General features: G+C 59.9%; 19 protein-coding genes. 13 read left to right on the plus strand and 6 right to left on the minus strand.

From position 1 onward, the window contains the following. Positions 1-83: 83 nt before the first annotated feature. A complete protein-coding gene (locus tag NRB16_RS13610; RefSeq protein WP_253142527.1) occupies positions 84-848 on the plus strand; it encodes a sulfite exporter TauE/SafE family protein in 765 nt (254 codons plus the stop codon). Here the strand turns inward: NRB16_RS13610 and NRB16_RS13615 are convergent. Continuing rightward, positions 802-1,137 carry a putative quinol monooxygenase gene (locus NRB16_RS13615; RefSeq protein WP_045487261.1) on the minus strand — a complete coding sequence of 112 codons (336 nt, stop codon included), beginning with the start codon at positions 1,135-1,137 and terminating at the stop codon, positions 802-804. The genes NRB16_RS13610 and NRB16_RS13615 overlap by 47 nt on opposite strands. 168 nt (positions 1,138-1,305) lie before the next feature. Between NRB16_RS13615 and NRB16_RS13620 the strand changes: the two genes are divergently transcribed. From NRB16_RS13620 to NRB16_RS13635, 4 genes are read left to right on the plus strand one after another with little or no spacing between them, the layout of a single operon-like run. Further along, positions 1,306-1,890: an NAD(P)H-dependent oxidoreductase gene (locus NRB16_RS13620; protein WP_257106331.1), complete on the plus strand. Its 585-nt coding sequence runs from the start codon at positions 1,306-1,308 to the stop codon at positions 1,888-1,890. Between the two features lie 60 nt (positions 1,891-1,950). Further along, positions 1,951-2,850: a LysR family transcriptional regulator gene (locus NRB16_RS13625; RefSeq protein WP_253114982.1), complete on the plus strand. Its 900-nt coding sequence runs from the start codon at positions 1,951-1,953 to the stop codon at positions 2,848-2,850. Between the two features lie 55 nt (positions 2,851-2,905). Then, positions 2,906-3,445 carry a hypothetical protein gene (locus tag NRB16_RS13630; protein WP_253114981.1) on the plus strand — a complete coding sequence of 180 codons (540 nt, stop codon included), beginning with the start codon at positions 2,906-2,908 and terminating at the stop codon, positions 3,443-3,445. Further along, positions 3,438-4,781 (plus strand): hypothetical protein, encoded by a 1,344-nt coding sequence (locus NRB16_RS13635; RefSeq protein ID WP_253142509.1) that lies wholly within the window; start codon positions 3,438-3,440, stop codon positions 4,779-4,781. Before NRB16_RS13630 ends, NRB16_RS13635 begins: the two co-directional genes overlap by 8 nt. Positions 4,782-4,877: 96 nt before the next feature. Here NRB16_RS13635 and NRB16_RS13640 read toward each other — a convergent pair whose 3' ends face one another. After that, on the minus strand, positions 4,878-6,461 hold the full coding sequence (locus tag NRB16_RS13640; RefSeq protein ID WP_045487273.1) for a peptide chain release factor 3: 1,584 nt from the start codon (positions 6,459-6,461) through the stop codon (positions 4,878-4,880). A gap of 344 nt (positions 6,462-6,805) precedes the next feature. Here NRB16_RS13640 and NRB16_RS13645 point away from each other — a divergent pair, with 344 nt between their 5' ends. From NRB16_RS13645 to NRB16_RS13660, 4 genes are read left to right on the plus strand one after another with little or no spacing between them, the layout of a single operon-like run. After that, positions 6,806-7,519: an ABC transporter permease gene (locus tag NRB16_RS13645; RefSeq protein ID WP_045487276.1), complete on the plus strand. Its 714-nt coding sequence runs from the start codon at positions 6,806-6,808 to the stop codon at positions 7,517-7,519. Between the two features lie 14 nt (positions 7,520-7,533). Further along, positions 7,534-8,439 (plus strand): glycine betaine ABC transporter substrate-binding protein, encoded by a 906-nt coding sequence (locus NRB16_RS13650; protein WP_253114980.1) that lies wholly within the window; start codon positions 7,534-7,536, stop codon positions 8,437-8,439. 13 nt (positions 8,440-8,452) lie between these two features. Then, positions 8,453-9,106 (plus strand): ABC transporter permease, encoded by a 654-nt coding sequence (locus NRB16_RS13655; RefSeq protein WP_045487282.1) that lies wholly within the window; start codon positions 8,453-8,455, stop codon positions 9,104-9,106. Next, complete coding sequence (locus NRB16_RS13660) at positions 9,103-10,260, plus strand: betaine/proline/choline family ABC transporter ATP-binding protein (RefSeq protein ID WP_045487285.1); 1,158 nt, start codon at positions 9,103-9,105, stop codon at positions 10,258-10,260. Before NRB16_RS13655 ends, NRB16_RS13660 begins: the two co-directional genes overlap by 4 nt. 70 nt (positions 10,261-10,330) lie before the next feature. On the opposite strand, the gene NRB16_RS13665 is transcribed toward NRB16_RS13660, so the two are convergent. Further along, a complete protein-coding gene (locus NRB16_RS13665; RefSeq protein ID WP_045487288.1) occupies positions 10,331-11,197 on the minus strand; it encodes a DMT family transporter in 867 nt (288 codons plus the stop codon). Between the two features lie 398 nt (positions 11,198-11,595). Here NRB16_RS13665 and NRB16_RS13670 point away from each other — a divergent pair, with 398 nt between their 5' ends. The 3 genes from NRB16_RS13670 (at position 11,596) to NRB16_RS13680 (ending at position 15,306) form a co-directional block, all read left to right on the plus strand. Continuing rightward, positions 11,596-12,759: a type III PLP-dependent enzyme gene (locus NRB16_RS13670; protein ID WP_045487292.1), complete on the plus strand. Its 1,164-nt coding sequence runs from the start codon at positions 11,596-11,598 to the stop codon at positions 12,757-12,759. A 299-nt stretch (positions 12,760-13,058) separates the two neighbouring features. Continuing rightward, positions 13,059-14,258 (plus strand): alpha-xenorhabdolysin family binary toxin subunit A, encoded by a 1,200-nt coding sequence (locus NRB16_RS13675; RefSeq protein WP_257106332.1) that lies wholly within the window; start codon positions 13,059-13,061, stop codon positions 14,256-14,258. A gap of 34 nt (positions 14,259-14,292) precedes the next feature. Then, positions 14,293-15,306: an alpha-xenorhabdolysin family binary toxin subunit B gene (locus NRB16_RS13680; RefSeq protein ID WP_253114977.1), complete on the plus strand. Its 1,014-nt coding sequence runs from the start codon at positions 14,293-14,295 to the stop codon at positions 15,304-15,306. Here NRB16_RS13680 and NRB16_RS13685 read toward each other — a convergent pair. Both NRB16_RS13685 and NRB16_RS13690 read right to left on the minus strand, forming a co-directional pair. Then, positions 15,275-16,114, minus strand: a complete 840-nt coding sequence (locus tag NRB16_RS13685; RefSeq protein WP_257106333.1) for a tetratricopeptide repeat protein — start codon at positions 16,112-16,114, stop codon at positions 15,275-15,277. The two genes, NRB16_RS13680 and NRB16_RS13685, sit on opposite strands and share 32 nt — an antisense overlap. A 3-nt stretch (positions 16,115-16,117) precedes the next feature. Continuing rightward, complete coding sequence (locus NRB16_RS13690; protein ID WP_253142505.1) at positions 16,118-16,798, minus strand: Fe2+-dependent dioxygenase; 681 nt, start codon at positions 16,796-16,798, stop codon at positions 16,118-16,120. A gap of 332 nt (positions 16,799-17,130) precedes the next feature. Between NRB16_RS13690 and NRB16_RS13695 the strand changes: the two genes are divergently transcribed. Further along, positions 17,131-19,677 (plus strand): sulfite reductase flavoprotein subunit alpha, encoded by a 2,547-nt coding sequence (locus NRB16_RS13695; RefSeq protein ID WP_257106334.1) that lies wholly within the window; start codon positions 17,131-17,133, stop codon positions 19,675-19,677. Between the two features lie 60 nt (positions 19,678-19,737). On the opposite strand, the gene NRB16_RS13700 is transcribed toward NRB16_RS13695, so the two are convergent. Further along, entirely contained in the window at positions 19,738-21,858 is a 2,121-nt protein-coding gene (locus NRB16_RS13700) for a TonB-dependent receptor (RefSeq protein ID WP_257106335.1), read from the minus strand. Positions 21,859-21,995: the final 137 nt, after the last annotated feature.

Genomic DNA, 21,995 nt, shown 5'->3' on the forward strand with positions numbered 1-21,995 from the left:
AGGGCTCAGCCTCAGGCTTGGCCTGAGGCTGGCTGAGTATATGCCAGATGTTCAACCTGTCTGGCCTGAGCCATGCTGTGCCCATGAACGCATTGATCGAGTTTTATCAGAACCTGGGATGGGCCTTGACGGCGCTGGTGGTCGGCACTTTTTTGCTGGCCGGTGCGGTCAAGGGGGTGATTGGTCTGGGCCTGCCCACGGTGGCGATGGGGCTGCTGGGCCTGGCGATGTTGCCCGCGCAGGCGGCGGCATTGCTGATCATTCCGTCCACGGTGACCAACGTCTGGCAACTGGCCAATGGCGGGCATCTGCGCGGGCTGCTCCAGCGTTTATGGCCGATGCTATTGATGATTGCCGTAGGTACCGGGCTGGGGTCATGGTGGCTGGGCATCAATGCCGGGCCGTGGATGACGCATGCCTTGGGTGCTGCGCTGTGTGTCTATGCGCTGAGCGGGCTGTTGTTACCGGCCTTCAAGGTGCCGGCCAGCGCCGAGCGCTGGCTGGGACCGTTGTGCGGTGGGCTGACCGGTATCGTGACCTCGGCCACCGGGGTATTTGTGATTCCGGCCGTGCCGTACCTGCAAGCCTTGGGGCTGCAGCGCGATCAACTGGTGCAAGCGTTGGGCCTGTCGTTCACCGTCTCGACCCTGGCGCTGGCGGCGGGGCTGGCCGGCAGCGGGGCGCTGGGTGGCGCCGAACTGGGCGCCTCCTGGCTGGCGCTGCTGCCGGCCTTGCTGGGCATGTGGCTTGGCCAGTGGCTGCGCCAGCGCATCAGCGCCGTGGTATTCAAGCGCGTGTTCTTTATCGGGATGGCTGCACTGGGTCTGCATCTGTTGGTGCAGGGCTGAGCACGTCGGCGAAGCGGAAGTCGAAGTCACGGGTCAGGTAGTCCATGCGCTGCTCGGCGAAGCGGGTCATGTGCGGTTGTGCGGCGTGCACATCCAGGTGGGCCTGGCTTGCCCAGGTTTCAAAGAACATGAACAGGCTCGGGTCCTGCCGGTCGCGCAGCATGTGGTACTCGATACAGCCTGGCTCAAGGCGGCTGGCAGCGACGTAACTGCTGAACAGCGCGGCGAACTCGGCGGACTTTTCCGGGCGGGTATGGGCGTAGACGATGAAGCTGACGGGCTCGCTCATGAGCATCTCCTCGATAGACAGTGAGCCGATTTTAATTCAGTAATCACTGTGCAATTCGTGACTTTAAAGCAAAGGTCATTTGCCCCGGCGGGTCTTGGTCGCGCTGCTGCACCTGTCTATTCTGCGGCCCATTCTCTGATTATGTGCCGACAGGCAAAGGTTCTGACCATGAAAAAGATTCTGTTCTTGAATGGCGGCAAACAGTTCGCCCACTCCGATGGCCGCTATAACGCAACCCTGCACCAGGCCGCGCTGGCCCATATGGACCGCGCCGGTTTTGATGTGCAGGAAACCTTTATCGACGGCGGCTACGAGCTGGCCGAGGAAGTGCAGAAATTTCTCTGGGCTGACGTGATTGTCTGGCAGATGCCCGGCTGGTGGATGGGGGCGCCGTGGACGGTGAAAAAATACGTCGACGACGTGTTCACCGAAGGTCATGGCAGCCTGTACGCCAATGACGGTCGGACCCGTTCGGATGCGTCGCAGAAATACGGCAGCGGTGGTCTGCTGCATGGCAAGCAGTACATGCTGTCGCTGACCTGGAACGCCCCGCAGCAAGCCTTCGACGACCCGACCGATTTCTTCGAAGCCAAGGGCGTGGACGCGGTGTACTTGCCGTTCCACAAGGCCAACCAGTTCTTGGGCATGCAGCCGCTGCCGACCTTCCTGGCGGTGGATGTGATGAAGCGGCCGGATATTGAGGGCGATGTGCAGCGTTATGAAGCTCATCTGAGCGAGGTGTTTGGCGTTTGAGCGCATTCATCAGCCTGCCAATCAGCGCTACCATCCTCTCTCTTGAGCAGGGGAGGCAGCATGAAAGCCAGGTCTGATGAGTTACAGGTGTTCGTTGCCGTGATCGACAGCGGTTCGATTTCCGCTGCCGCCGAACAGCTTGGGCTGACGCCGTCGGGGGTTAGCCGTACGCTCAGCCGGCTGGAAAGCAAGCTGGACACCACGCTGCTCAATCGCACCACGCGGCGCATGGACCTGACCGAGGAGGGGCGATTCTTTCTCGCTCAGGCGCGGGACATTCTTGAGCGAATGCTCAGTCTCGAAGAACACCTGACCCAGTCGCGGCAAAAGCCGGCCGGGCGTCTGCGGGTCAATGCCGCCTCGCCGTTCATGCTGCATTGCGTGGTGCCGCATGTGGGCGAGTTTCGCCGCCTGTACCCGGATATCCAGCTGGAGCTGACCAGCAACGACTGGTTCATCGACCTGCTGGAGCAAAGCACCGACATTGCCATTCGCTTGAGTGAGTTGAGCGACTCGACCTTGCACGCCCGCTCACTGGGTTGCTGCACTTTGAACATCGTTGCCAGCCCGGCTTACCTCGAGCGCCATGGCAGGCCGACCACTGTTGATGACCTCAGGCAGCACAGCCTGCTGGGCTTTACCCAGGTCGACAGTCTCAATAACTGGCCGTTACGCCATGCCGGTGGCGACCGCCTGCCGATTCAGCCGACCATTGCGGCGTCCAGTGGCGACACCTTGCGCCACCTGGCGCTGGCCGGCGAAGGGATTGCCTGCCTGTCGCACTTCATGACCCATCAAGACCTGCGCGAAGGCCGGCTGGTTGCGATCATGGCCGATATCAACAACGGTTATCGCCAGCCGATCAATGCGGTGTACTACCGCAACTCCAAACTGGCGCTGCGGATTCAGTGCTTTCTGGATTTCATGCAGGAGAAGCTGGCGGTGTATGCGTGTCGTTGAATAGAAAATTCTTACACAACGTATCTGCTTTTGAATCGGCCTGAGGGCGGTGCTCATGCGGATCATTCTGGATACCATCAAGCCAATGATCACTTGGGTAAATCAAAGCCCGGATGATCTGCCAATCAGCGTTTGCATCGTTGATGCACCAGGCAGGATGTGTATGAAAACACGGTATAACAGATTTAATTTGAAGCGACGGATTGCCTCGTTTGATGTGTTTTCCCCAAGCCACCTGCAAGCGTGGGCCAGGCTTATTTCGTATGGCGGTAATCCGGAGCACAAGAAAAATCCAGGCGATTTTGGTCTGACGCCTCCGGCTGATCCTCGACAAGGCAAGTCGCTGTGTGATGTCGCGAAAATTTTCTCCCGCGACGTCGCCCTGGCATTACTGAAAAAAGGCGTGGAAAAGGGCCTCGTCAGCGATAGAGTGGAAAACGGCTGGCCAAAGAATATCTGGTCGGTCGCAGAAGGTGGCATTGCGCTTGAGGCGCAGCTTGAGAATCCGCAAACAGGCCGCTACCACGGATATCCCATGCCTGATAGCGATCCCTTGGCTGCTGAGGTTCTAGACCGCTGGAGGTGCCATGAATGATTTGAGTTTTTCCATCGAGTGGTCTTCTCCCGGCTCGGGTGATCCAGTACTTCGTGCGACCACCGGGCAATTTAAACTCCAGATGGCCGATACATGCCTGACCCGCAATGAGGGCATATGGTCACGCACGATAAGTGACTCGGTGCTCGTGTCTGCGTATCCCTTGGCGCTTTGGCTGGCCTCGTCATGGTGGCGGCTCAGTCACGAGACCTTGCCTGAAGCCGGAGTCAGTCCCTCGCTGGATTGGCGCATGAGTCATGAGCTCGGAGCCGCCAATCATGGCTATGTCTGGCCTCGGGTGATCGTGGCGTCTGATGGAGAGGGAGTGAAGATCTGGGCTGAGCAAAATGCCCGGCAAGATCAGTCGGTACGTTATTTGTACGGTCTGGACGCTCCAGGTGTCGTGACATTGAGCGCTTTCCAGAACTGCGCCGCAGGGTTTATCGAGAGTGTCATAGGACGCCTTGATGCGATGGGCCTTCCAGATAGCGATCTTGCTCAACTCTGGAGTTACGTCTGCCAGGATCGGGACGACTCTGCGGCCTTGCAACGCAGAGTGCTGGAAGCGCAAATGGGTTATGACCCTGAGCAATGTCCTGCGCCGACGCTCGATGAAGTTTTGTGGCTGCAGCAGGCGACGGGGCCAGACGCCATGAGGGAGTTGGCGCCTCTTATCGGACTGCATGGAGCACAGAGAGCGAAAGGGGTTCGTTTGATTCAGGAACTGAACTCGGAACCTGGAATTTCAGGAAGGCCAGAGCTGCCAGCTTTCACAACACCGGTATCAGCATTGCCCTGGAAAAAGGCTGAGACGGCTGCGAAGCAATTGCGTGCTGCACTTGATAACGCGAACCGGCCGATTGATGACCTCGAGTTGTATCAACTGCTGGGGGTATCCGAGAAACAGGTCGACAGGTTTACTGTGGCTGATCGGCAGAGTGTCTCAGTCCTGAAAACATCCGTGCCTGGATCAATAAGCCTGATACCGCGCAAAAAACATCCGGTTGCCAGGCGCTTTGAATATGCCCGCTTCATCGCCAGCCTGTACGAGGCTGCGCAAAGCCGTAGCCATTGGAAGGTGTCTACTGATCTGGCTACCGCACAGCAGCAGTTCCAGCGGGCCTTTGCCGCGGAGTTTCTGTGTCCCGTCGACGCTCTGGTTGATTATTTGGTCGGGAATTTTTCAGAGTCTTCTCGTGAACAAGCTGCTCTTCATTTTGATGTCAGCGAGAAAACTGTAGAGGCCCTGCTTCTAAATCACGGTTACCTGGAAAACACGGTGATTGAACCGAAAGTCCCCTATCAGGTGCGTTCGGTTCATTCCAGGGATGTCTGAGCAGGCGTTCATTGCGAACGCCTGCTTTTTTAACGGCTCCGTAAATGCCTCGTTCATCCTCGGCATTCGCGGCGGGCTTTCTGGGCGACAGTGATATCAATGATGCTCGCGCGTCGCGCGGAATTTCACGTCCGGCCAGCGTTCTTCCATCAGGCTCAGGTTGACCCGGGTCGGGGCCAGGTAGGTCAGGTGACCGCCGCCGTCCACTGCCAGGTTCTCAAAGGCCTTGGTTTCAAACTCTTCGAGCTTTTTCTTGTCATCGCACTCGATCCAGCGCGCCGACCAGACGGTGATCGGTTCGTAGGCGCATTCGACTTTGTATTCCTCTTTCAGGCGGCTGGCGACCACGTCGAACTGCAGCACACCGACGGCGCCGAGAATGATGTCGTTGCTGCGCTGCGGGAAGAACACTTGCGTGGCGCCTTCTTCGGCCAGCTGTTGCAGGCCCTGGCGCAGTTGCTTGGATTTGAGCGGGTCTTTCAGGCGTACGCGGCGGAACAGTTCCGGGGCGAAGTGCGGGATGCCGGTGAAACCCAGGCTCTCACCTTCGGTGAAGGTGTCGCCAATCTGGATGGTGCCGTGGTTGTGCAGGCCGATGATGTCGCCGGCATAGGCTTCTTCGAGCATTTCACGCTCGGACGAGAAGAAGGTCAGGGCGTCGCCGATGCGCACGTCCTTGTTCAGGCGCACGTGGCGCATTTTCATGCCTTTCTCGTAACGGCCCGAGCAGATGCGCATGAAGGCCACGCGGTCTCGGTGCTTGGGGTCCATGTTTGCCTGGATCTTGAACACGAAACCGCTGAATTTCTCTTCGACCGGCTCGACGGTCCGCTCGTGGGCGGCGCGCGCCAGCGGGCGCGGCGCCCAATCGACGACGGCGTCCAGCACGTGGTCAACGCCGAAGTTGCCCAGCGCGGTGCCGAAGAATACCGGCGTCATCTGGCCATCGATGAACGCCTGCGGGTCGAACTCGTGGCAGGCGCCCTGCACCAGCTCAAGCTGTTCGACGAAATTGTCGTATTCGTCACCCAGGTGGGCGCGGGCTTCGTCGGAGTCCAGTTTCTGGATGATCTTGGTCTCGGTGCGCTCGTGGCCGTGGCCTGGGGTGTAGACGATGATGTAGTCGCCTGCCAGGTGGTACACGCCCTTGAAGTCGCGGTAGCAACCGATCGGCCAGGTGATCGGCGCAGCCTTGATTTTCAGTACGGCTTCGATTTCGTCGAGCAGCTCGATCGGGTCGCGGATGTCACGGTCGAGCTTGTTGATAAAGCTGACGATCGGCGTGTCGCGCAGGCGGCAAACGTCCATCAGGGCGATGGTTCGTGGCTCTACACCTTTACCGCCGTCGAGCACCATCAGCGCCGAGTCGACCGCCGTCAGGGTGCGGTAGGTGTCTTCCGAGAAGTCTTCGTGGCCGGGGGTGTCGAGCAGATTGACCATGTGCTCGCGATACGGGAACTGCATGACCGAGGTAGTGATGGAAATGCCGCGCTGCTTTTCCATTTCCATCCAGTCGGAGGTGGCATGGCGGTCGGACTTGCGCGATTTGACCGTACCGGCCACCGAAATCGCCTTGCCCATCAGCAGCAGCTTTTCGGTAATGGTGGTTTTACCGGCGTCGGGGTGGGAGATGATGGCGAAAGTGCGACGTTTCGCGACTTCGGCGGCCTGTTGGGTCATGGGAAATCGCCTGAAAAGGGAGTCAAAAAAGGGCGCAGATTATAGCGCAAGTGAAGGCCAATGCCGAACCGCTCAGTCGATTAAGGGTGGCCAAATGCTGCATTGCGTGGGAACCTTTCGGATCCCGGAGACGTCCATTCCCTTGTAACAGGCCATTTCGGCACTGCTTCAAGGGCTTGATTTACCTGCGTTTCAGCTTGACGAAGCTGTGCTCATGGCTTGTGTTTTCGCCAGGGTTCATCCCCGTTTACGGCGACCCACCTGCTGCTCTTCGCAAACCCGTTTCGCGCGACCCATTGGGCCGCCACAGGCGAGGTTTGCCGACTGAAAAAAGGAGTCCGCCCGTGGCTAATCGCTATGGCAAGGGGCTATTGGGAGGTGCGATTACCATCGTGCTCCTGGCCCTGCTGGTCCAGTGGATCGGCACTGATACGTTCGTGAAGTACAAGGATGACCTGTTGTTTTACCTGCAGGCCCATCTGGTTCTGGTTCTGGTTTCAATGTTGGCGGCCCTGGTGGTCGGTATCCCCGCCGGCATTGTCCTGAGCCGACCGTCGATGGTCGGCAGCGCAGAACGCTTCATGCAAGTCTTCAATATCGGTAACACCGTTCCTCCTCTCGCGGTTCTGGCCATCGCTCTCGGTATTCTCGGGATCGGCAGTGGTCCGGCCATCTTCGCGCTGTTCCTCGCCTCGTTGTTGCCCATCGTGCGCAACACCTACGAAGGCCTGAAAAATGTGCCTGCCTCGCTCAAAGAAGCCGCCACCGGCATCGGCATGACCCCGCGTCAGGTGCTGCTCAAGGTCGAATTGCCCAATGCCGTGCCGATCATCATCGGTGGTGTGCGGGTCTCGCTGGCGCTCAATGTCGGTACTGCACCGCTGTCGTTCCTGATTGGCGCCAACAGCCTGGGCAGCCTGATCTTCCCCGGTATTGGTCTGAACAATCAGCCGCAACTGCTGCTGGGCGCTGCCTGCACGGCGTTGCTGGCACTGTTGCTTGATGCCTTGGTCACGCTGGGTAGTCGCATCTGGCTGGAGCGCGGTCTGCACCGCTGAGATAAGGAACTGACATGAAAAAGCTATGTTTGGCGCTGAGCCTGACTCTGGGATTGGGATCGCTGTTCTCGGCGTTCGCCCAAGCAGCCGATAAACCGCTGCTGCGGATCGGTGCACGGGTGTTTACCGAGCAGACCATGCTCGCGGAGATCACCGCGCAATACCTGCGCAGCAAAAACTACGACGTGCAGATCACCGGCGGGCTGGGCAGTAACCTGGCGCGCAGTGCCCATGAGAGCGGCCAGCTGGATCTGCTCTGGGAGTACACCGGGGTTTCGCTGGTCGCCTACAACCATGTCGAGGAACGTCTCGACAGCGAGCAGAGCTACGCACGGGTCAAAGAACTCGATGCCAAAAAAGGCCTGGTCTGGCTGGCGCCGTCGCGCTTCAGCAACACCTACGCCTTGGGGCTGCCGGACAAGATCGCCAAAGAGTATCCCCAGCTCAACACCGTCAGCGACCTGACCCGAGTGCTCAAGGACGAGGCTGACCAGGGCCACATCGTTGCCCTGGATACCGAGTTTGCCAACCGCTCCGATGGTCTGGGCGGGCTGGTCAAGCATTACGACATGAATCTGGGCCGGGAAAACATCCGCCAGATGGACGCCGGGCTGGTTTATACCGCGATGCGCAACGGCCAGGTTTTTGCCGGTCTGGTGTACACCACTGACGGGCGCCTGGACGCCTTCAAGCTCAAGGTGCTGGACGACGACAAGCATTACTTCCCGGACTACACCGCCGCCCCGGTCGTGCGCAAGGCGTTCCTCGACCAGCACCCGGAACTGGCCGGGCTGCTCAAACCGCTGGCCGAACTGCTCGACAACGCCACCATGCGTGCACTGAACGCCAAGGTCGATGTCGACCATCAGAGCCCGTCCACCGTGGCCGCAGAGTTCCTGCGCCAGCATCCACTCAACTAAAGGAGACAGACGTATGGATTTGTTGAACGCCTTCTCCCATATGGACTGGAATCAGGTCCTGCACCTGACCGGGCAGCACATCACCCTGGTCGGCGTCGCGGTGACCCTGGCGATTCTGGTCGGCGTGCCGCTGGGTATCCTGATGACCCGCTTCCCGACCCTGGCAGGTCCTCTGCAAGCCAGTGCCACGGTGTTGCTGACCGTGCCGTCCATTGCGCTGTTCGGCTTGCTGCTGCCGTTCTATTCCAAATTTGGCCAGGGCCTGGGGCCGCTGCCGGCCATCACCGCCGTGTTTCTGTATTCGTTGTTGCCGATCATGCGCAACACCTACCTGGCCCTGACCGGTGTCGAACCGGGCATTCGGGAAGCGGCCAAGGGCATTGGCATGACCTTCGGCCAGCGCCTGCGCATGGTCGAACTGCCCATCGCCGTACCGGTGATTCTCGCCGGGGTGCGCACTGCCGTGGTGATGAACATCGGCGTCATGACCATTGCCGCGACCATTGGCGCCGGCGGTCTTGGTGTACTCATTCTTGCTTCTATCAGCCGCAGCGATATGTCGATGCTGATCGTCGGCGCCGTGCTGGTCAGCATTCTGGCCATCATCGCCGACCTGCTTCTGCAATGGCTGCAACGCTCGCTGACTCCCAAAGGACTCCTGAAATGATCGAACTTCAAAACCTCACCAAGACTTTCCAGAGCAACGGCAAAGAAGTGAAGGCGGTCGACTCGGTCAGCCTCACGGTCAACGAAGGCGAAATCTGCGTGTTCCTCGGCCCGTCGGGCTGTGGCAAGAGCACCACGCTGAAGATGATCAACCGCCTGATCGAGCCGACCTCCGGCAAGGTCCTGATCAACGGTGAAGACACCACCGGCCTGGACGAAGTGACCCTGCGCCGCAATATCGGCTATGTGATCCAGCAGATCGGCCTGTTCCCGAACATGACCATCGAGGAAAACATCGTGGTGGTGCCCAAACTGTTGGGCTGGGACAAGCAGAAGTGCCATGACCGCGCTCGCGAGTTGATGAGCATGATCAAGCTCGAACCCAAGCAGTACCTGCACCGTTACCCGCGCGAGTTGTCCGGTGGTCAGCAACAGCGTATCGGGGTGATCCGTGCGCTGGCCGCCGAGGCGCCGCTGTTGCTGATGGACGAGCCGTTCGGCGCGGTCGACCCGATCAACCGCGAGATGATCCAGAACGAGTTCTTCGAGATGCAGCGGGCGCTGAACAAGACCGTGATCATGGTCAGCCACGACATCGACGAAGCGCTCAAACTGGGCGACAAGATCGCGATTTTCCGCGCTGGCAAACTGATCCAGATCGACCACCCGGACACCCTGCTGGCGCACCCGGCGGACGACTTCGTGTCCAACTTCGTTGGCCAGGACAGCACCCTCAAGCGCCTGCTGCTGGTCAAGGCCGAAGACGCCGCCGACAACGCGCCGTCAGTCAGCCCCGAGACGCCAGTGGCCGATGCGCTGGAGGTGATGGACGATCAGGACCGTCGCTACGTGGTGGTCACGGACGCAGACAACAAGGCCATGGGCTACGTGCGCCGCCGCGACCTGCACCGCCAGACCGGCACCTGTGCACAGTTCCTGCGCGAGTTCAACGCCACGGCAGCCTATGACGAAAACCTGCGCATCCTGCTGTCGCGCATGTACGAGTTCAACCGCGCCTGGCTGCCGGTGCTGGACGCCGAGCGGGTGTTCCTGGGCGAGGTGACCCAAGAGTCGATTGCCGCTTACCTGAGTTCGGGACGCTCGCGCGGGGCCAAGACCAGCATCGTCTCGCCAGCGGAACTGGCGGCGTCCTGATAAGTGGCAGCGCTTTGCGCTGCTTTCGCCGCCGGCGAAAGCAGTGCGCAGCACTGCCAGCCTTTCAAACCTATGCCTTCTTGCGGCAGTACTCCGACACGATCACCCCGCCAATCGCCAGCAGCCCGCCCAGGGTGATCCAGGCCGTCAGTTGTTCCCCCAGCAGCACAGTCGCCAGCACGGCGGTGATCACCGGCACCAGATTGAAGAACGGCGCGGTACGCGAGGCGCCCAGTCGGGAAATGGCGTGGATCCAGGCCAGTGGCGCACAGATCGAGGCGCCGATGCCGGCAAAGCCGACCAGGGCCAGCACTTCACCGGTCAGCGCATGCCGCTCGGTGAGCAGGTAGAACGGCGCCAGGGCCACACTGGCGACGATGGCCTGGGTGTAGACCGTCTGCAGCATCGGCAACTGGATCTTCCAGCGCTGCAGCAGCAGGCTGTACACCGCGAAGGCTGCGGTGCCGAGCAGCATCATGGCATCGCCGATGCTCAGGCCGCCGTTGAGCAGGGAAGCGAAATGACCATTGCTGATCACCAGCACCACGCCGATGATCGAGATCGTGCCGCCAACCAGGGTGCCGGTAGTCGTGCGCTGTTTCATCAGCAGGCCGGTGAGGATCAGTGCGATCAGTGGATAGAGCGCCTGGATGATGCCCATCTTGATCGCGGTGGTGGAGTGTGCGGCGTAGTAGGCCAGGCACTGAAACACCACGCCGCCGAGCAGGCCGAGGACGATCAACTGCCTGTAGCAGCGGGCGACCACTGCGGCGTTGCGGATCAGGCCGCCGAGCACGAACGGGGTGAGCACCAGCAGCGCCAGCAGCCAGCGGTAGAAGCTGATCTCGATGGGCGAGATGGCCGTGGCACTGAGTTTGGTGACGATGGTGTTGCCACCCCACAGGAAGGCGGCCAGGACGGGGAACAGGTAATTCATCAGTCGGGTCTCTCCAGGTCGGCGCCGAGCATAGCACCATGACCCTGGCGGCCAGGTGAAACCCGACCGTTCGGGCAGGCGCAAGGAACATCAGCCTGTCATGTGGGTCGTTTACATAGGTGGGTGTAATGAGCGATCTACTGGTTGCGTGCGAAATCGCGACATTTTTAGTTGATCTCAAGCCCCTCAGGTCCTAAAGTTCGCGCCGAACGTCCATGCTGGAAACGATCCATCCGGCTCAAGTACTGACGACGAGACAGCAAGGCCAAGGGGAGTTGCCCCGTGGCCTTTTTGCTTTCGGCGACATGCCTTGGGAAGTAGGCGAACCAAAGTGGGGATACGGAGGACGTTCATATGCACCCATTTATTCATCTGTTTGCCCCGTGGAGTCCCTTAGCATGCCGATCAAGGTCGAAGACTATTTCGAAGCCAGCACCTTCAACAAAATGAAGGCGTTTGCCGACAAGCAGGAAACCCCGTTCGTACTCATCGACACCAAGATCATCGACAAGGCTTACGATGACCTGCGCGCCGGTTTCGAGTTCGCCAAGGTCTACTACGCCGTCAAGGCCAACCCGGCCAAAGAAATCATCGAGCTGTTGCGCGACAAGGGTTCGAGCTTTGACATCGCCTCCATCTATGAGCTGGACAAGGTCATGGGCTGCGGCGTTGGCCCGGAACGCATCAGCTACGGCAACACCATCAAGAAGTCCAAGGACATCCGCTACTTCTTCGACAAGGGCGTGCGCCTGTTCGCCACCGACTCCGAAGCCGACCTGCGCAACATCGCCAAGGCTGCACCAGGCTCGAAAGTTTATGTGCGCATCCTCACCGAAGGCTCGACCACCGCTGACTGGCCACTGTCGCGCAAGTTCGGCTGCCAGACCGACATGGCCATGGACCTGCTGATCCTGGCCCGTGATCTGGGTCTGGTGCCTTACGGTATTTCGTTCCACGTCGGTTCCCAGCAGCGCGACATCAGCGTGTGGGACGCGGCGATTGCCAAGGTCAAGGTGATCTTCGAGCGTCTGAAACAGGAAGACGGCATCGAACTGAAGCTGATCAACATGGGTGGCGGCTTCCCGGCCAACTACATCACCCGCACCAACAGCCTGGAAACCTACGCCGAAGAGATCATCCGCTTCCTGAAGGAAGACTTCGGTGATGACCTGCCGGAAATCATCCTGGAGCCAGGCCGTTCGCTGATCGCCAACGCCGGCATTCTGGTCAGCGAAGTGGTGCTGGTAGCGCGCAAGTCGCGTACCGCCGTGGAGCGCTGGGTGTACACCGACGTGGGCAAGTTCTCCGGCCTGATCGAAACCATGGACGAGTCGATCAAGTTCCCGATCTGGACCGAGAAGAAAGGCGAGATGGAAGAAGTGGTCATCGCAGGGCCCACCTGCGACAGCGCCGACATCATGTACGAGCACTATAAGTACGGTCTGCCGCTGAACCTGGCCATCGGTGACCGCCTGTACTGGCTGTCGACCGGTGCCTACACCACCAGCTACAGCGCTGTGGAGTTCAATGGCTTCCCGCCGCTGAAGGCGTTCTACCTGTAAGGTCGTCACGCACTACAAAAAACCCATGAGCGATCATGGGTTTTTTTATGCCCTCAGAAAAGTACGCGGCGATTTGTAACAGAGGATCCAGATTTACATAACTCAATTGATTTTGGATCCATTGGTTAAGTTATTCGATAACTTCTTATAAATCCTCAGTTCTGGTTGCTTATTCCTACAGGGTCGATCCGCTTTGTTTGCTATTTAGTGTCTTGAAGTTTTGCTAGCTTTTAATAAGTTTCAAGGCTTGAGTTCCGGACTGCCATTTAGGCCGAATGATCACGATAGGGAAATTGGATATGTCGAACGAACACGTGGCATTGGCGACTGACGCCGCTCAGCCTGATGTCAGCGAGATCAGCCGGGTCAGTAATGATTTCATTCGCGCCGCGTCGGGTGTTGCCCAGGATGCGGCTCGCGATCGGGGCCTGCTGATAACCAACGAAGACGTACGTAGCATCCATCGCTACGTCAGTAGTGCGCTGGCCCTGCCGAGCGACATTGCCCAGGTCCGGCAACTGCTGGGCAATTACCAAAGTGGTATTCCCGGTTTGCAGCCTGAAGACGTCAAACAGCTGTATCTGACGATCCAGGAGCACGCCGCAAGTTGGGCCGGGCTGGAAGACGACATGCGTGCGGTGGGCAGCGATCTGCATGTATTTGCCGGCAATCTGGTTCGCACCGCTGAAGACATGGTCGGTTTTATTCAGGGGCTTGAAGCCTGGCGAACCCTCAAGCTGAGTGAGCTGAGCGTCAGTGAAATCGAGCAAATGCCGATGGTTGAACTGACCGACTCCGATCGCAGGCACATGCCTGGTTTGCTGGCCTTGGTGGGTGACCTGAAGTTACACATCGCTGATTACAGCAGCAGTACCCGGCGGGTCAGTCAGGGGCTTGAGGCGTTCAAGGCGCACCTGCGAGACCGAATCAGGCCCGAGGTCGCTCGTAAGATTGATCTGGCGAGCTCTGCGGAAGCGGGTGACAACCTGGTTCAGCTCAAGGACCGGATTGTGCTGCTCAATGAGCGTATCAATCAAAAGGCCAGCGAGTATGAGGAGTACTGCGGCTACCGATGGGTCGGGTTTTGGTGGGGGCCGGCAGGTGGAGCGGTTTCCTGGTCGATCTACGGGCCCAAGGCCGCGGAGGTCCTTGCACAGCAGAGCCAGTTGATCGACGAAAAGCAGACGCTTGAAACCCAACTCAGGCAGCACGACCGGTTTCTCGGCAACCTGTTTGCCTTTGAGTCTGGCATGCAGGATCTGAGAACCCGTATCGAAGGAGCGGCCAGCAGTATCAGCAATATCGAAAGTATCTGGAGTTTGCTCGAGAAGTTGGCAGACGACTCGCATCGGCGCATCAATGACCTGGACAACGCGCTGCTGCTGGTTGTTTTTGTTTCACGGTTTCGCGCAGTTATTGCCAACTGGCAAGACATAAAAGAGCAGGCGTTCAATATGCTGACGGCTTTTAACAGGGTCGTTGGTGATGTGCGGCGTTGATAGTAAAGTAACTAACGATAAGGAAGATTAAAGAATGAATGTTCATGTCATGGACACTCCGTTTTTGTTACCAAAGCCTGATCTGGACGTGCTGGTGGCCAACAGAGCGCAATTGCGCCGCTACACTGAGGCGCTTGGCGAGATCCATTTGCCGGTCAAGCGCGAGAAACTGCTCAGCCTGATTGAGGAGTTGAGTCATGTCGACAAGCAGGTGCTCGACATACTGACGCTTGGACCTGGGCTGTTGGCCAATCACGGCTTGCCGGACCTGCTCGAAACCATTGCCAAGCTCAAGCAACAGCCGTTGACCGACGAAACCGGCAGCCACATCGAGGTGATCGTCAAGGAGATCCGTGAAGAGCGGTTCAAGACGCTTGCCGAGCTGCAACTGCAGTCCAGCGCGCTGGATGATGCGCTGGTTAATTTTTCGGCAGTCAGCGTCAGCGACGTCGATCACTTTGTGGTTGAGATCGAGGCCAGCCTGACGCAAGTGGATGAGCAGATTGCCGCTGAAAACCAGCCGTTGGGCAAATGGCTGGAGGAAGAAGCGGCGCTCAACAAGCTGATTGCCGAGGTCGAGGCATTGAGTGCACTCGACAAGTTCAAGCCGCTGGTGGCGTCTCTGGACAAACTGATCGAAATAGACCCGAACAATCGATTGGTCGGCTCGATCAAGGCCGGTATTGCCGGCATGAGCAGTATTCTTGATCTGGCCAACGATGCGCTGGAATACAAGCACCTGCTCAAGCACCGCGAGCGTTTGCAGGAGCTGCTCGACGCGCTGCGTGGTCATGCTCGTGAGCTGCACGAAAAACGCAAGGCTGAGGCCCGCAAGCTGGAGCAATTCAGACAGCTTCAGGCGCTGGAGGAACTGAAGTCGGCCTATAGCCAGGAAGTCGCCAGATTACTGGCTGCGCTGAACGGCTTCCTCACTGCCAATCGCATCGAAGCGGTCGACAGTGTTGAAGCCCAGACGGCGCTGTTTATTCGCCATGCCCGCTTCCTGAGCAATTACCTCACTGAGCTGCGCCGGGACTGGCGCAGTTGATAGACGGGTTCTGGCTGAGCCGGACCAGAACGTCACGCAGCGCTGCCTGGTCTGACTCGTCACCGAGTTCAGCGGCACGCTGATGATAGGCTTGCGCCAGGGCACGCAATGCTGGGTGAGCGGCGGTCAGTAATGACTGGCGACTCACCCGCAGAAAATTGAGGTTGCCGCCCGCCAGCGCTTTGTTCATCCAGGTTTGCGCCTGTTCAATCTCGCCTTGTTCGGCCAGCACGGTGGCATGGCTGAATTGCCCGCGAAAATCCCCGGCTTCGGCAGAGCGTCGATACCAGTCATGCGCTGCCTCCAGATCAACTTTGCCGGCCAGCCCTTCTTCCAGATAGCGCCCCAGCAAGTTCATCGACTTGGCATGGCCTTGGTGGGCGGCCTTGTGGTAACAGGCCATGGCCAGCCAGTGATCCTGACGTACACCACGTCCGCTGCCCAGCAGGTTGCCCAGGTTGTACAGGCCCCAGTCAAAGTTCTGCTCGGCGGCCAGCTGATAATGCCGCGCGGCCTGCACGACATCGGCCTCGCATCCCCAACCATGCTCCAGGCAACGGCCCAGCATGTTGCGCGCCATCAAGTGGCCTTGATCGGCCGCGATGGTGAACCAGGTGACCGCCAGCGCCGGGTCGCGCTGTATGCCGTTGCCATCAAGCAGGATCTGGCCCAGCAGCGCCTGGGCTTCGACCAGCCCTTGTCCGGCGGCGGCCAGAATGGCTTGGGCAGCACGTCCCGGACTGTCTGCCAGCATGGCTTGCAGGGCGTCGCCGTCGAGCTGTTCTTCACGGGCCAACTTCCAGCTCATGGCTCAGACCTCGACCCAGCGGCGCAGCAGGTTGTGATAAGTGCCGGTCAACTGCACCAGTGACGGATGATCAGGTACATCGCGGGTCAGTTGCTGGATGGCGGTATCCATCTCGAACAGCAGGGCGCGCTGGCTGTCTTCGCGGACCAGACTCTGAGTCCAGAAAAACGAGGCCAGACGAGTACCGCGGGTCACCGCGTTGACTTTATGCAGGCTGGTGCCGGGGTACAGCACCAGATCGCCGGCCGGCAGCTTGACCTGTTGCGTGCCGTAGGTGTCCTGAATGATCAGTTCACCGCCGTCATAGTCATCGGGATCACTGAAAAACAGCGTCGAGGACAGGTCGGTACGCACCCGCTCGGTCGTGCCTTTGACCTGGCGTACGGCGTTGTCGATATGAAAGTCGAAGTTGCCGCCGGCCGTGTAGCAGTTGAACAACGGTGGATACACCTTGTGCGGCAGCGCGGCTGACATGAACAGCGGGTTGGACCACAGCCGCTCCAGCATGGCGGTGCCGATTTCCTTGGCCAGCGGGTGGCCTTCAGGCAATTGCAGGTTGTGCTTGGCCTTGGCCGACTGATAACCCGCGGTCAGCTTGCCATCAGCCCAGTCAGTCTGCTCCAGGGCTTCACGGATGCGCAGGACTTCTTCACGGGTGAACAGGCCGGGGATATGTAGAAGCATGGAGTGGCACCGATATGGCCGAGGAGGTGGTGAATGATAGTTATTCTTATTGAATGGGCGCAATGCCGATATTGATGCTTGTCAAAGCCCTTGGCGATTCTGGCAAAGCTGAGTAAATAATGTAAAAAATATGCAAATGTCAATTACTCTCAATTGCCTCTCGGGCAGTATTGCAATATGTTTCGCGGCCGGAGTATGGGTCGCTGTTGCGCGTGCTCAGGTGGTCAGCAAGCTCAGCCCGCCTGATTGGCGCGGTCGACATGAAATGATAATGAGAATAACTAGCGTATGCCGCATAATGCGCGCCGCTCAGGGCAATAGAGGTGCCGGTGGTGTTCAAGAAAGTTTTGTTTCAGTTGCACTGGTTCTTCGGCATCAGCGCAGGTCTGGTGCTGGCGCTGATGGGTGTGACCGGTGCCCTGTATTCCTTCGAGGAAGAAATTCTCGACGCCATAAATCCCGACGTGTTGCTGGTAGAGAAGCGCGATGCGCCGCTGCCGCCTATTGAATTGGTGCGCAAGCTTGAAGCTGCCAAGGGCATGACCGTGGCTATCCTGCGGGTTGAAACCACCAGCAATCGGGTTGCCCAGGCCTATTTTCAGCCCAAACCTGGCGAGCGACGCGGACCGCGGGTCAATTTCGACCAGTACACCGGCGAACTGCGTGGCGATGGTGTGGGCGAAGGCTTTTTCGACCTGATGCTCAACCTGCACCGCTTTCTTGCTTCCGGCCAGACAGGTCGGCAGATCACCGGCGCCTGTACCCTGATCCTGATTTTCTTCTGCCTGTCGGGCCTGTACCTGCGCTGGCCGCGCAAGCCGCTGGACTGGCGGGTCTGGCTGACCATGGACTGGGCCAAGAAGGGTCGCAGTTTCAACTGGGACCTGCACTCGATTTTTGGCACCTGGTGTTTACTGGCTTATCTGTTGTTCGCGATCACCGGCTTGATGTGGTCCTATCAATGGTGGAATCAGGGCATGACCCGGCTGCTGGGCGATGCACCGCCAGCCGGTGAGCAGCGCCGCCCGGCCGGCCCTGGTGCTGGCGGTGGCAAGCCGGCCCAGCCGCCGGGGCCGCTGGTGGTGGATTACGACGCCGTCTGGGCGAGCATCCGCGACACCGCAGGCCCTGGCTTGGCGGGTTATAACCTGCGCCTGCCAGCAGCCGGTGGGCAATCGGCTACCGTGTTCTATTTGCTCAAGGACTCGCCGCACCCACGGGCGCTGAACATCATCAATCTCGACCCCGCCACCGGCAAGATCAACTCGGTGTCACGCTACGCCGACAAGGGGCTCGGTGCGCAATTGTTGACCAGTAACTATGCGCTGCACGTCGGCAGTTACTTCGGCCTGCCGGGGCGGATCATCATGACCATCGCCTCGCTGCTGATGCCGCTGTTCTTCATCACCGGCTGGCTGCTGTATCTGGATCGGCGCCGCAAGAAACGCGATATTCGCAATGCCCGCAGTGGCTTGCAGACGGCAGGTGACGAGGGGGATTCGTGGTTGGTGGGCTTTGCCAGCCAGAGCGGTTTTGCCGAGCAACTGGCTTGGCAAACCGCCGGGCAATTGCAAGCGGCCGGCCTGCCCGTCAAGGTCCAGCGCCTGGCGGAACTGACCGAGCAAGATCTGCAGCAACGTCGCAACGCGGTGTTTGTGGTCAGTACCTTCGGTGACGGTGAGGCGCCGGACAGCGCCCGTGGCTTCGAGCGCAAGCTGCTCGGTCAGCCACTGGCGCTGGATAACCTCAACTACGCGGTGCTGGCCCTGGGTGACCGCCAGTACCAGCACTTCTGCGCCTTTGCTCAGCGCTTGCACGGCTGGTTGGCCGAGCGTGGCAGCCGCTCGCTGTTCGCCCCGGTGGAGGTGGATAACGCCGACCCGGCGGCGCTGCAGAGCTGGCAGCAACAACTGGGGCGGGTGACCGGCAGCACGCCGACCGGCGCCTGGCAGGCTCCGCAATTCGAGAGCTGGACCCTGAGCCGTCGCGAGCAGATCAACCCCGGCAGCACGGGCTCGAAGGTGTTCCTGCTTGGCCTGAGTGCGCCTGCGGCCGCGAGCTGGGAGGCTGGTGATCTGGTGGAAATTCTGCCGCGCAATACCGATGCGGTGCTGACCCGCCTGCTGCAAGGCTTGGGCCTGAGCGGCCAGGAACCGGTCACGGTCGATGGCTTGCAGGAAACCTTGTTGCAAGCGCTGGGCAGCCGCCAGTTGCCGCAACACCGTGCGCACCTGGTGGGCTTGCATGCGCAGGCACTGGTCGATGCGCTGGTGCCACTGGCCGCCCGCGAGTATTCGATTGCTTCGACACCGTCAGACGGCGACCTGCAGTTGATCGTCCGTCAAGAGATCCATACCGATGGCGGTCTGGGTGTGGGGTCTGGCTGGCTCACCGAGCACCTGGTTGAGGGCGCCACGATCAGCCTGCGCTTGCGTCGCAATAGCGGCTTCCACCTGCCGCAGGAGCCTGTGCCACTGATTCTGATCGGTAACGGCACTGGGCTGGCCGGATTGCGCAGCCTGCTCAAGGCTCGGATTGAGCAACAGCAGACACGTAACTGGCTATTGTTTGGCGAGCGCAACCGTGCCCATGACTTCTTGTGCGGTGACCAGTTGCAAGGCTGGCTGGAGGGTGGCCAACTGGCTCGTCTGGACCTGGCGTTCTCCCGCGATCAGGAGCAGAAAATCTACGTCCAGGACCGCCTGCGCGAGGCCGCCGACGAACTGCGCGCCTGGCTGGCCGACGGGGCTGCGATCTATATCTGCGGCAGCCTGCAAGGCATGGCCGCCGGAGTGGATCAGGCGCTCAACGACCTGCTCGGTGAACAGGCCGTGAGTGAACTGATCGAACAGGGGCGCTACAAGCGCGACGTTTATTGAGGTAAAAGCCTGTAGGAGCGAGACGGATCGCCGCCCGGTCGCTCCTACAGATGTACGGCTTCAGAACTGGTAAGCCAGCCCTGCGCCGGCGTACCACGAGCGGCCCGGTGCGGCTTCGTAGTAGCGGCCGTTGCCGTCGCCGACGATCACTGAACCTACGTACTGGCGGTCGAGCAGGTTGTCCAGGCGCACCATCTGGTGGAAGGTCCATGGCCCGTAGTTTTGTTCGAAGCGGGTGCGCCAGTTAAATACCGTGTAGCTCGGGGCGGCCTTGTCGTCATTGCTGTCTTCGACATACACCTTGCTGCGGTACTGGCCTTCGACACCCATGCTGATGCCTTGCCGCGGTTTCCAGACCAGTTCGCCAAACAGGCTGCTGCCCGGCACGCCGGGCAGTTTGTTGCCTTTGTCGATGGTCCTGCCACTGCTTACATAGGCTTGGTCGTAGGTGGCGTCCAGGCGAGTGTACGCCAGGGTGGCTTGCCACTGGTCGCTCAACTGGCTTTGCACGCCGAGTTCGAAACCACGACGCAGGGTCTTGCCGGCGTTCTGATAACTGGTGCGACCGTCGGTGGCGCTGGAGACGACGATTTCGTCATCGGTGCGGATTTCGAAGATGGCCGCATTGATCCGGGTATTGCCGCCGACCCTGGCCTTGAGACCGATCTCATACTGGGTACTGGTGGCTGGCGACAGGCCGAAGTTGAAGCCTTCGATGGCGCCCGGTGCATAGGCCATCTCGGCCTGGGTGGGGGTTTCGAAGCCCTTGCCGGCACTGATGTAGCCATGCAGATCAGGGGTGAAGGCATACATCACCGACAGCGACGGGGTGTTGCGCTGGTATTTCTTCGAGCCACTGGCATCGCCGTTGGCCAGGTAACGGTCATCGACCTCCATCTCCATGGTGCTGTGCCGCAGGCCTGCTTCCAGGGTCCAGTCGTCCAGCAGCCAGCGCGCCTGGATGTACGGGTCGAGACTGGTCGCCGTGTCGATCTCGTCACGGCGCAGTTCACCTTTGACGCCCAGTTGCGTGCCGCTGAAGTTCTGAAAACCACGGCGGTCATCGCGACTGCGGTCGTAGTCGACCCCGGTGGTCACGGTCAACTGGCCCGGTACGCCCTGGATTGGCTGGACCCAGCGCAGGGTGCCGCCATGAAACTCGCGGTCAAAGTCCACTACGCCGCCGCCACGCTGGCTGTTGGAAACCACTGTGCGCGGGATCGACAGGTACTGCACCACGCTGCGCTGGCCGGCATACAGATTGAACTGCAAGGTGGCGTCGCCGAAGCTGCGCTCGTAGTTCATGCCCAGCTGCTGGTGGTCGATGCTTTTGCGCGTGTTGTAAGTCTCGGCCACCGCCGCCACCGAGCGCGGATCATTCTGGTAGCCGGCCCAGGTCTGGCCCAACGGGTCTTGCGTGCCGTTCTGTTCCAGGCTGCTGTAAATCAGCGCCAGGCGGCTGTCGGCGTCGGGGTTGACATGCACCTTGGCGAAGGTCTGATCGCGGCGGGCCGAGCTATGGTCGCGGTAGCCATCGGTATCCATGCGCGAGGCATCGACGATAAAGCCCGCCTGGTCATTGCCACCCTCTGCCGACAGGTGATTCTTGCGATAGCCGTCGCTGCCGAACGTGGTCTCGGCGCCGACCTTGGGCTTGCCTTGGCCGTCGCGGGTGAACATCTGGATCACCCCACCGGCATTGCTGCCGTAAATGGTCGAGGTCGGGCCGCGCAGCACTTCGATACGCTCGGCCACATCCAGGTTGAGCGTGGCGGCCTGGCCCTGGCCGTCCGGGGTGCTGGCGGGAATGCCGTCGCTGAGCAGTTTCAGGCCGCGAATACCGAACGCCGAGCGCGCGCCGTAACCGCGCGAGGATATCTGCAGGTCCTGGGCATAGTTCTGGCGGTTCTGCACGACAAGGCCCGGCACGCGGGGCAGCACTTCGGACAGGTTGGTGCCCAACTGGCCGTCCTGGATCTGCTGCAGGTTGACGGTGTCGACCGAAAACGGCAGGTCAAAGCTGGAGACCGGCGCATAGCTGCCGGTGACCACGATGGGGGTAAGAATCTCGTAGGTCGAAACCTTGTTGTCATCGGCCAGGGCCAATGCGCTGACACCCAAACCGCAGGCCAGTGCGTGAATCCGCAAGGCGAGGGCGCAGGGGCTAAGTCGAACAGGCATGTAGACCTCTCGATTGAATGAAAGTGATGTCACTACGGCGGGCGGATGCAACAGGCAGGATAGAAGACAGCAGGCGGTTCAGATCGTGCACATCCGCTGTGCAGTAATACTGAGCAATCGCCCGCCCCATCAGGGGC

It is taken from the genome of Pseudomonas sp. LJDD11, assembly GCF_024584215.1.
GTDB lineage: Bacteria > Pseudomonadota > Gammaproteobacteria > Pseudomonadales > Pseudomonadaceae > Aquipseudomonas.

Coding starts and splice junctions, on each gene's coding strand:
- NRB16_RS13610 (WP_253142527.1), top strand. CDS start 84: ATGAACGCATTGATCGAGTTTTATCAGAACCTGGGATGGGCCTTGACG.
- NRB16_RS13615 (WP_045487261.1), bottom strand. CDS start 1,137: ATGAGCGAGCCCGTCAGCTTCATCGTCTACGCCCATACCCGCCCGGAA.
- NRB16_RS13620 (WP_257106331.1), top strand. CDS start 1,306: ATGAAAAAGATTCTGTTCTTGAATGGCGGCAAACAGTTCGCCCACTCC.
- NRB16_RS13625 (WP_253114982.1), top strand. CDS start 1,951: ATGAAAGCCAGGTCTGATGAGTTACAGGTGTTCGTTGCCGTGATCGAC.
- NRB16_RS13630 (WP_253114981.1), top strand. CDS start 2,906: ATGCGGATCATTCTGGATACCATCAAGCCAATGATCACTTGGGTAAAT.
- NRB16_RS13635 (WP_253142509.1), top strand. CDS start 3,438: ATGAATGATTTGAGTTTTTCCATCGAGTGGTCTTCTCCCGGCTCGGGT.
- NRB16_RS13640 (WP_045487273.1), bottom strand. CDS start 6,461: ATGACCCAACAGGCCGCCGAAGTCGCGAAACGTCGCACTTTCGCCATC.
- NRB16_RS13650 (WP_253114980.1), top strand. CDS start 7,534: ATGAAAAAGCTATGTTTGGCGCTGAGCCTGACTCTGGGATTGGGATCG.
- NRB16_RS13655 (WP_045487282.1), top strand. CDS start 8,453: ATGGATTTGTTGAACGCCTTCTCCCATATGGACTGGAATCAGGTCCTG.
- NRB16_RS13660 (WP_045487285.1), top strand. CDS start 9,103: ATGATCGAACTTCAAAACCTCACCAAGACTTTCCAGAGCAACGGCAAA.
- NRB16_RS13665 (WP_045487288.1), bottom strand. CDS start 11,197: ATGAATTACCTGTTCCCCGTCCTGGCCGCCTTCCTGTGGGGTGGCAAC.
- NRB16_RS13670 (WP_045487292.1), top strand. CDS start 11,596: ATGCCGATCAAGGTCGAAGACTATTTCGAAGCCAGCACCTTCAACAAA.
- NRB16_RS13675 (WP_257106332.1), top strand. CDS start 13,059: ATGTCGAACGAACACGTGGCATTGGCGACTGACGCCGCTCAGCCTGAT.
- NRB16_RS13680 (WP_253114977.1), top strand. CDS start 14,293: ATGAATGTTCATGTCATGGACACTCCGTTTTTGTTACCAAAGCCTGAT.
- NRB16_RS13685 (WP_257106333.1), bottom strand. CDS start 16,114: ATGAGCTGGAAGTTGGCCCGTGAAGAACAGCTCGACGGCGACGCCCTG.
- NRB16_RS13690 (WP_253142505.1), bottom strand. CDS start 16,798: ATGCTTCTACATATCCCCGGCCTGTTCACCCGTGAAGAAGTCCTGCGC.
- NRB16_RS13700 (WP_257106335.1), bottom strand. CDS start 21,858: ATGCCTGTTCGACTTAGCCCCTGCGCCCTCGCCTTGCGGATTCACGCA.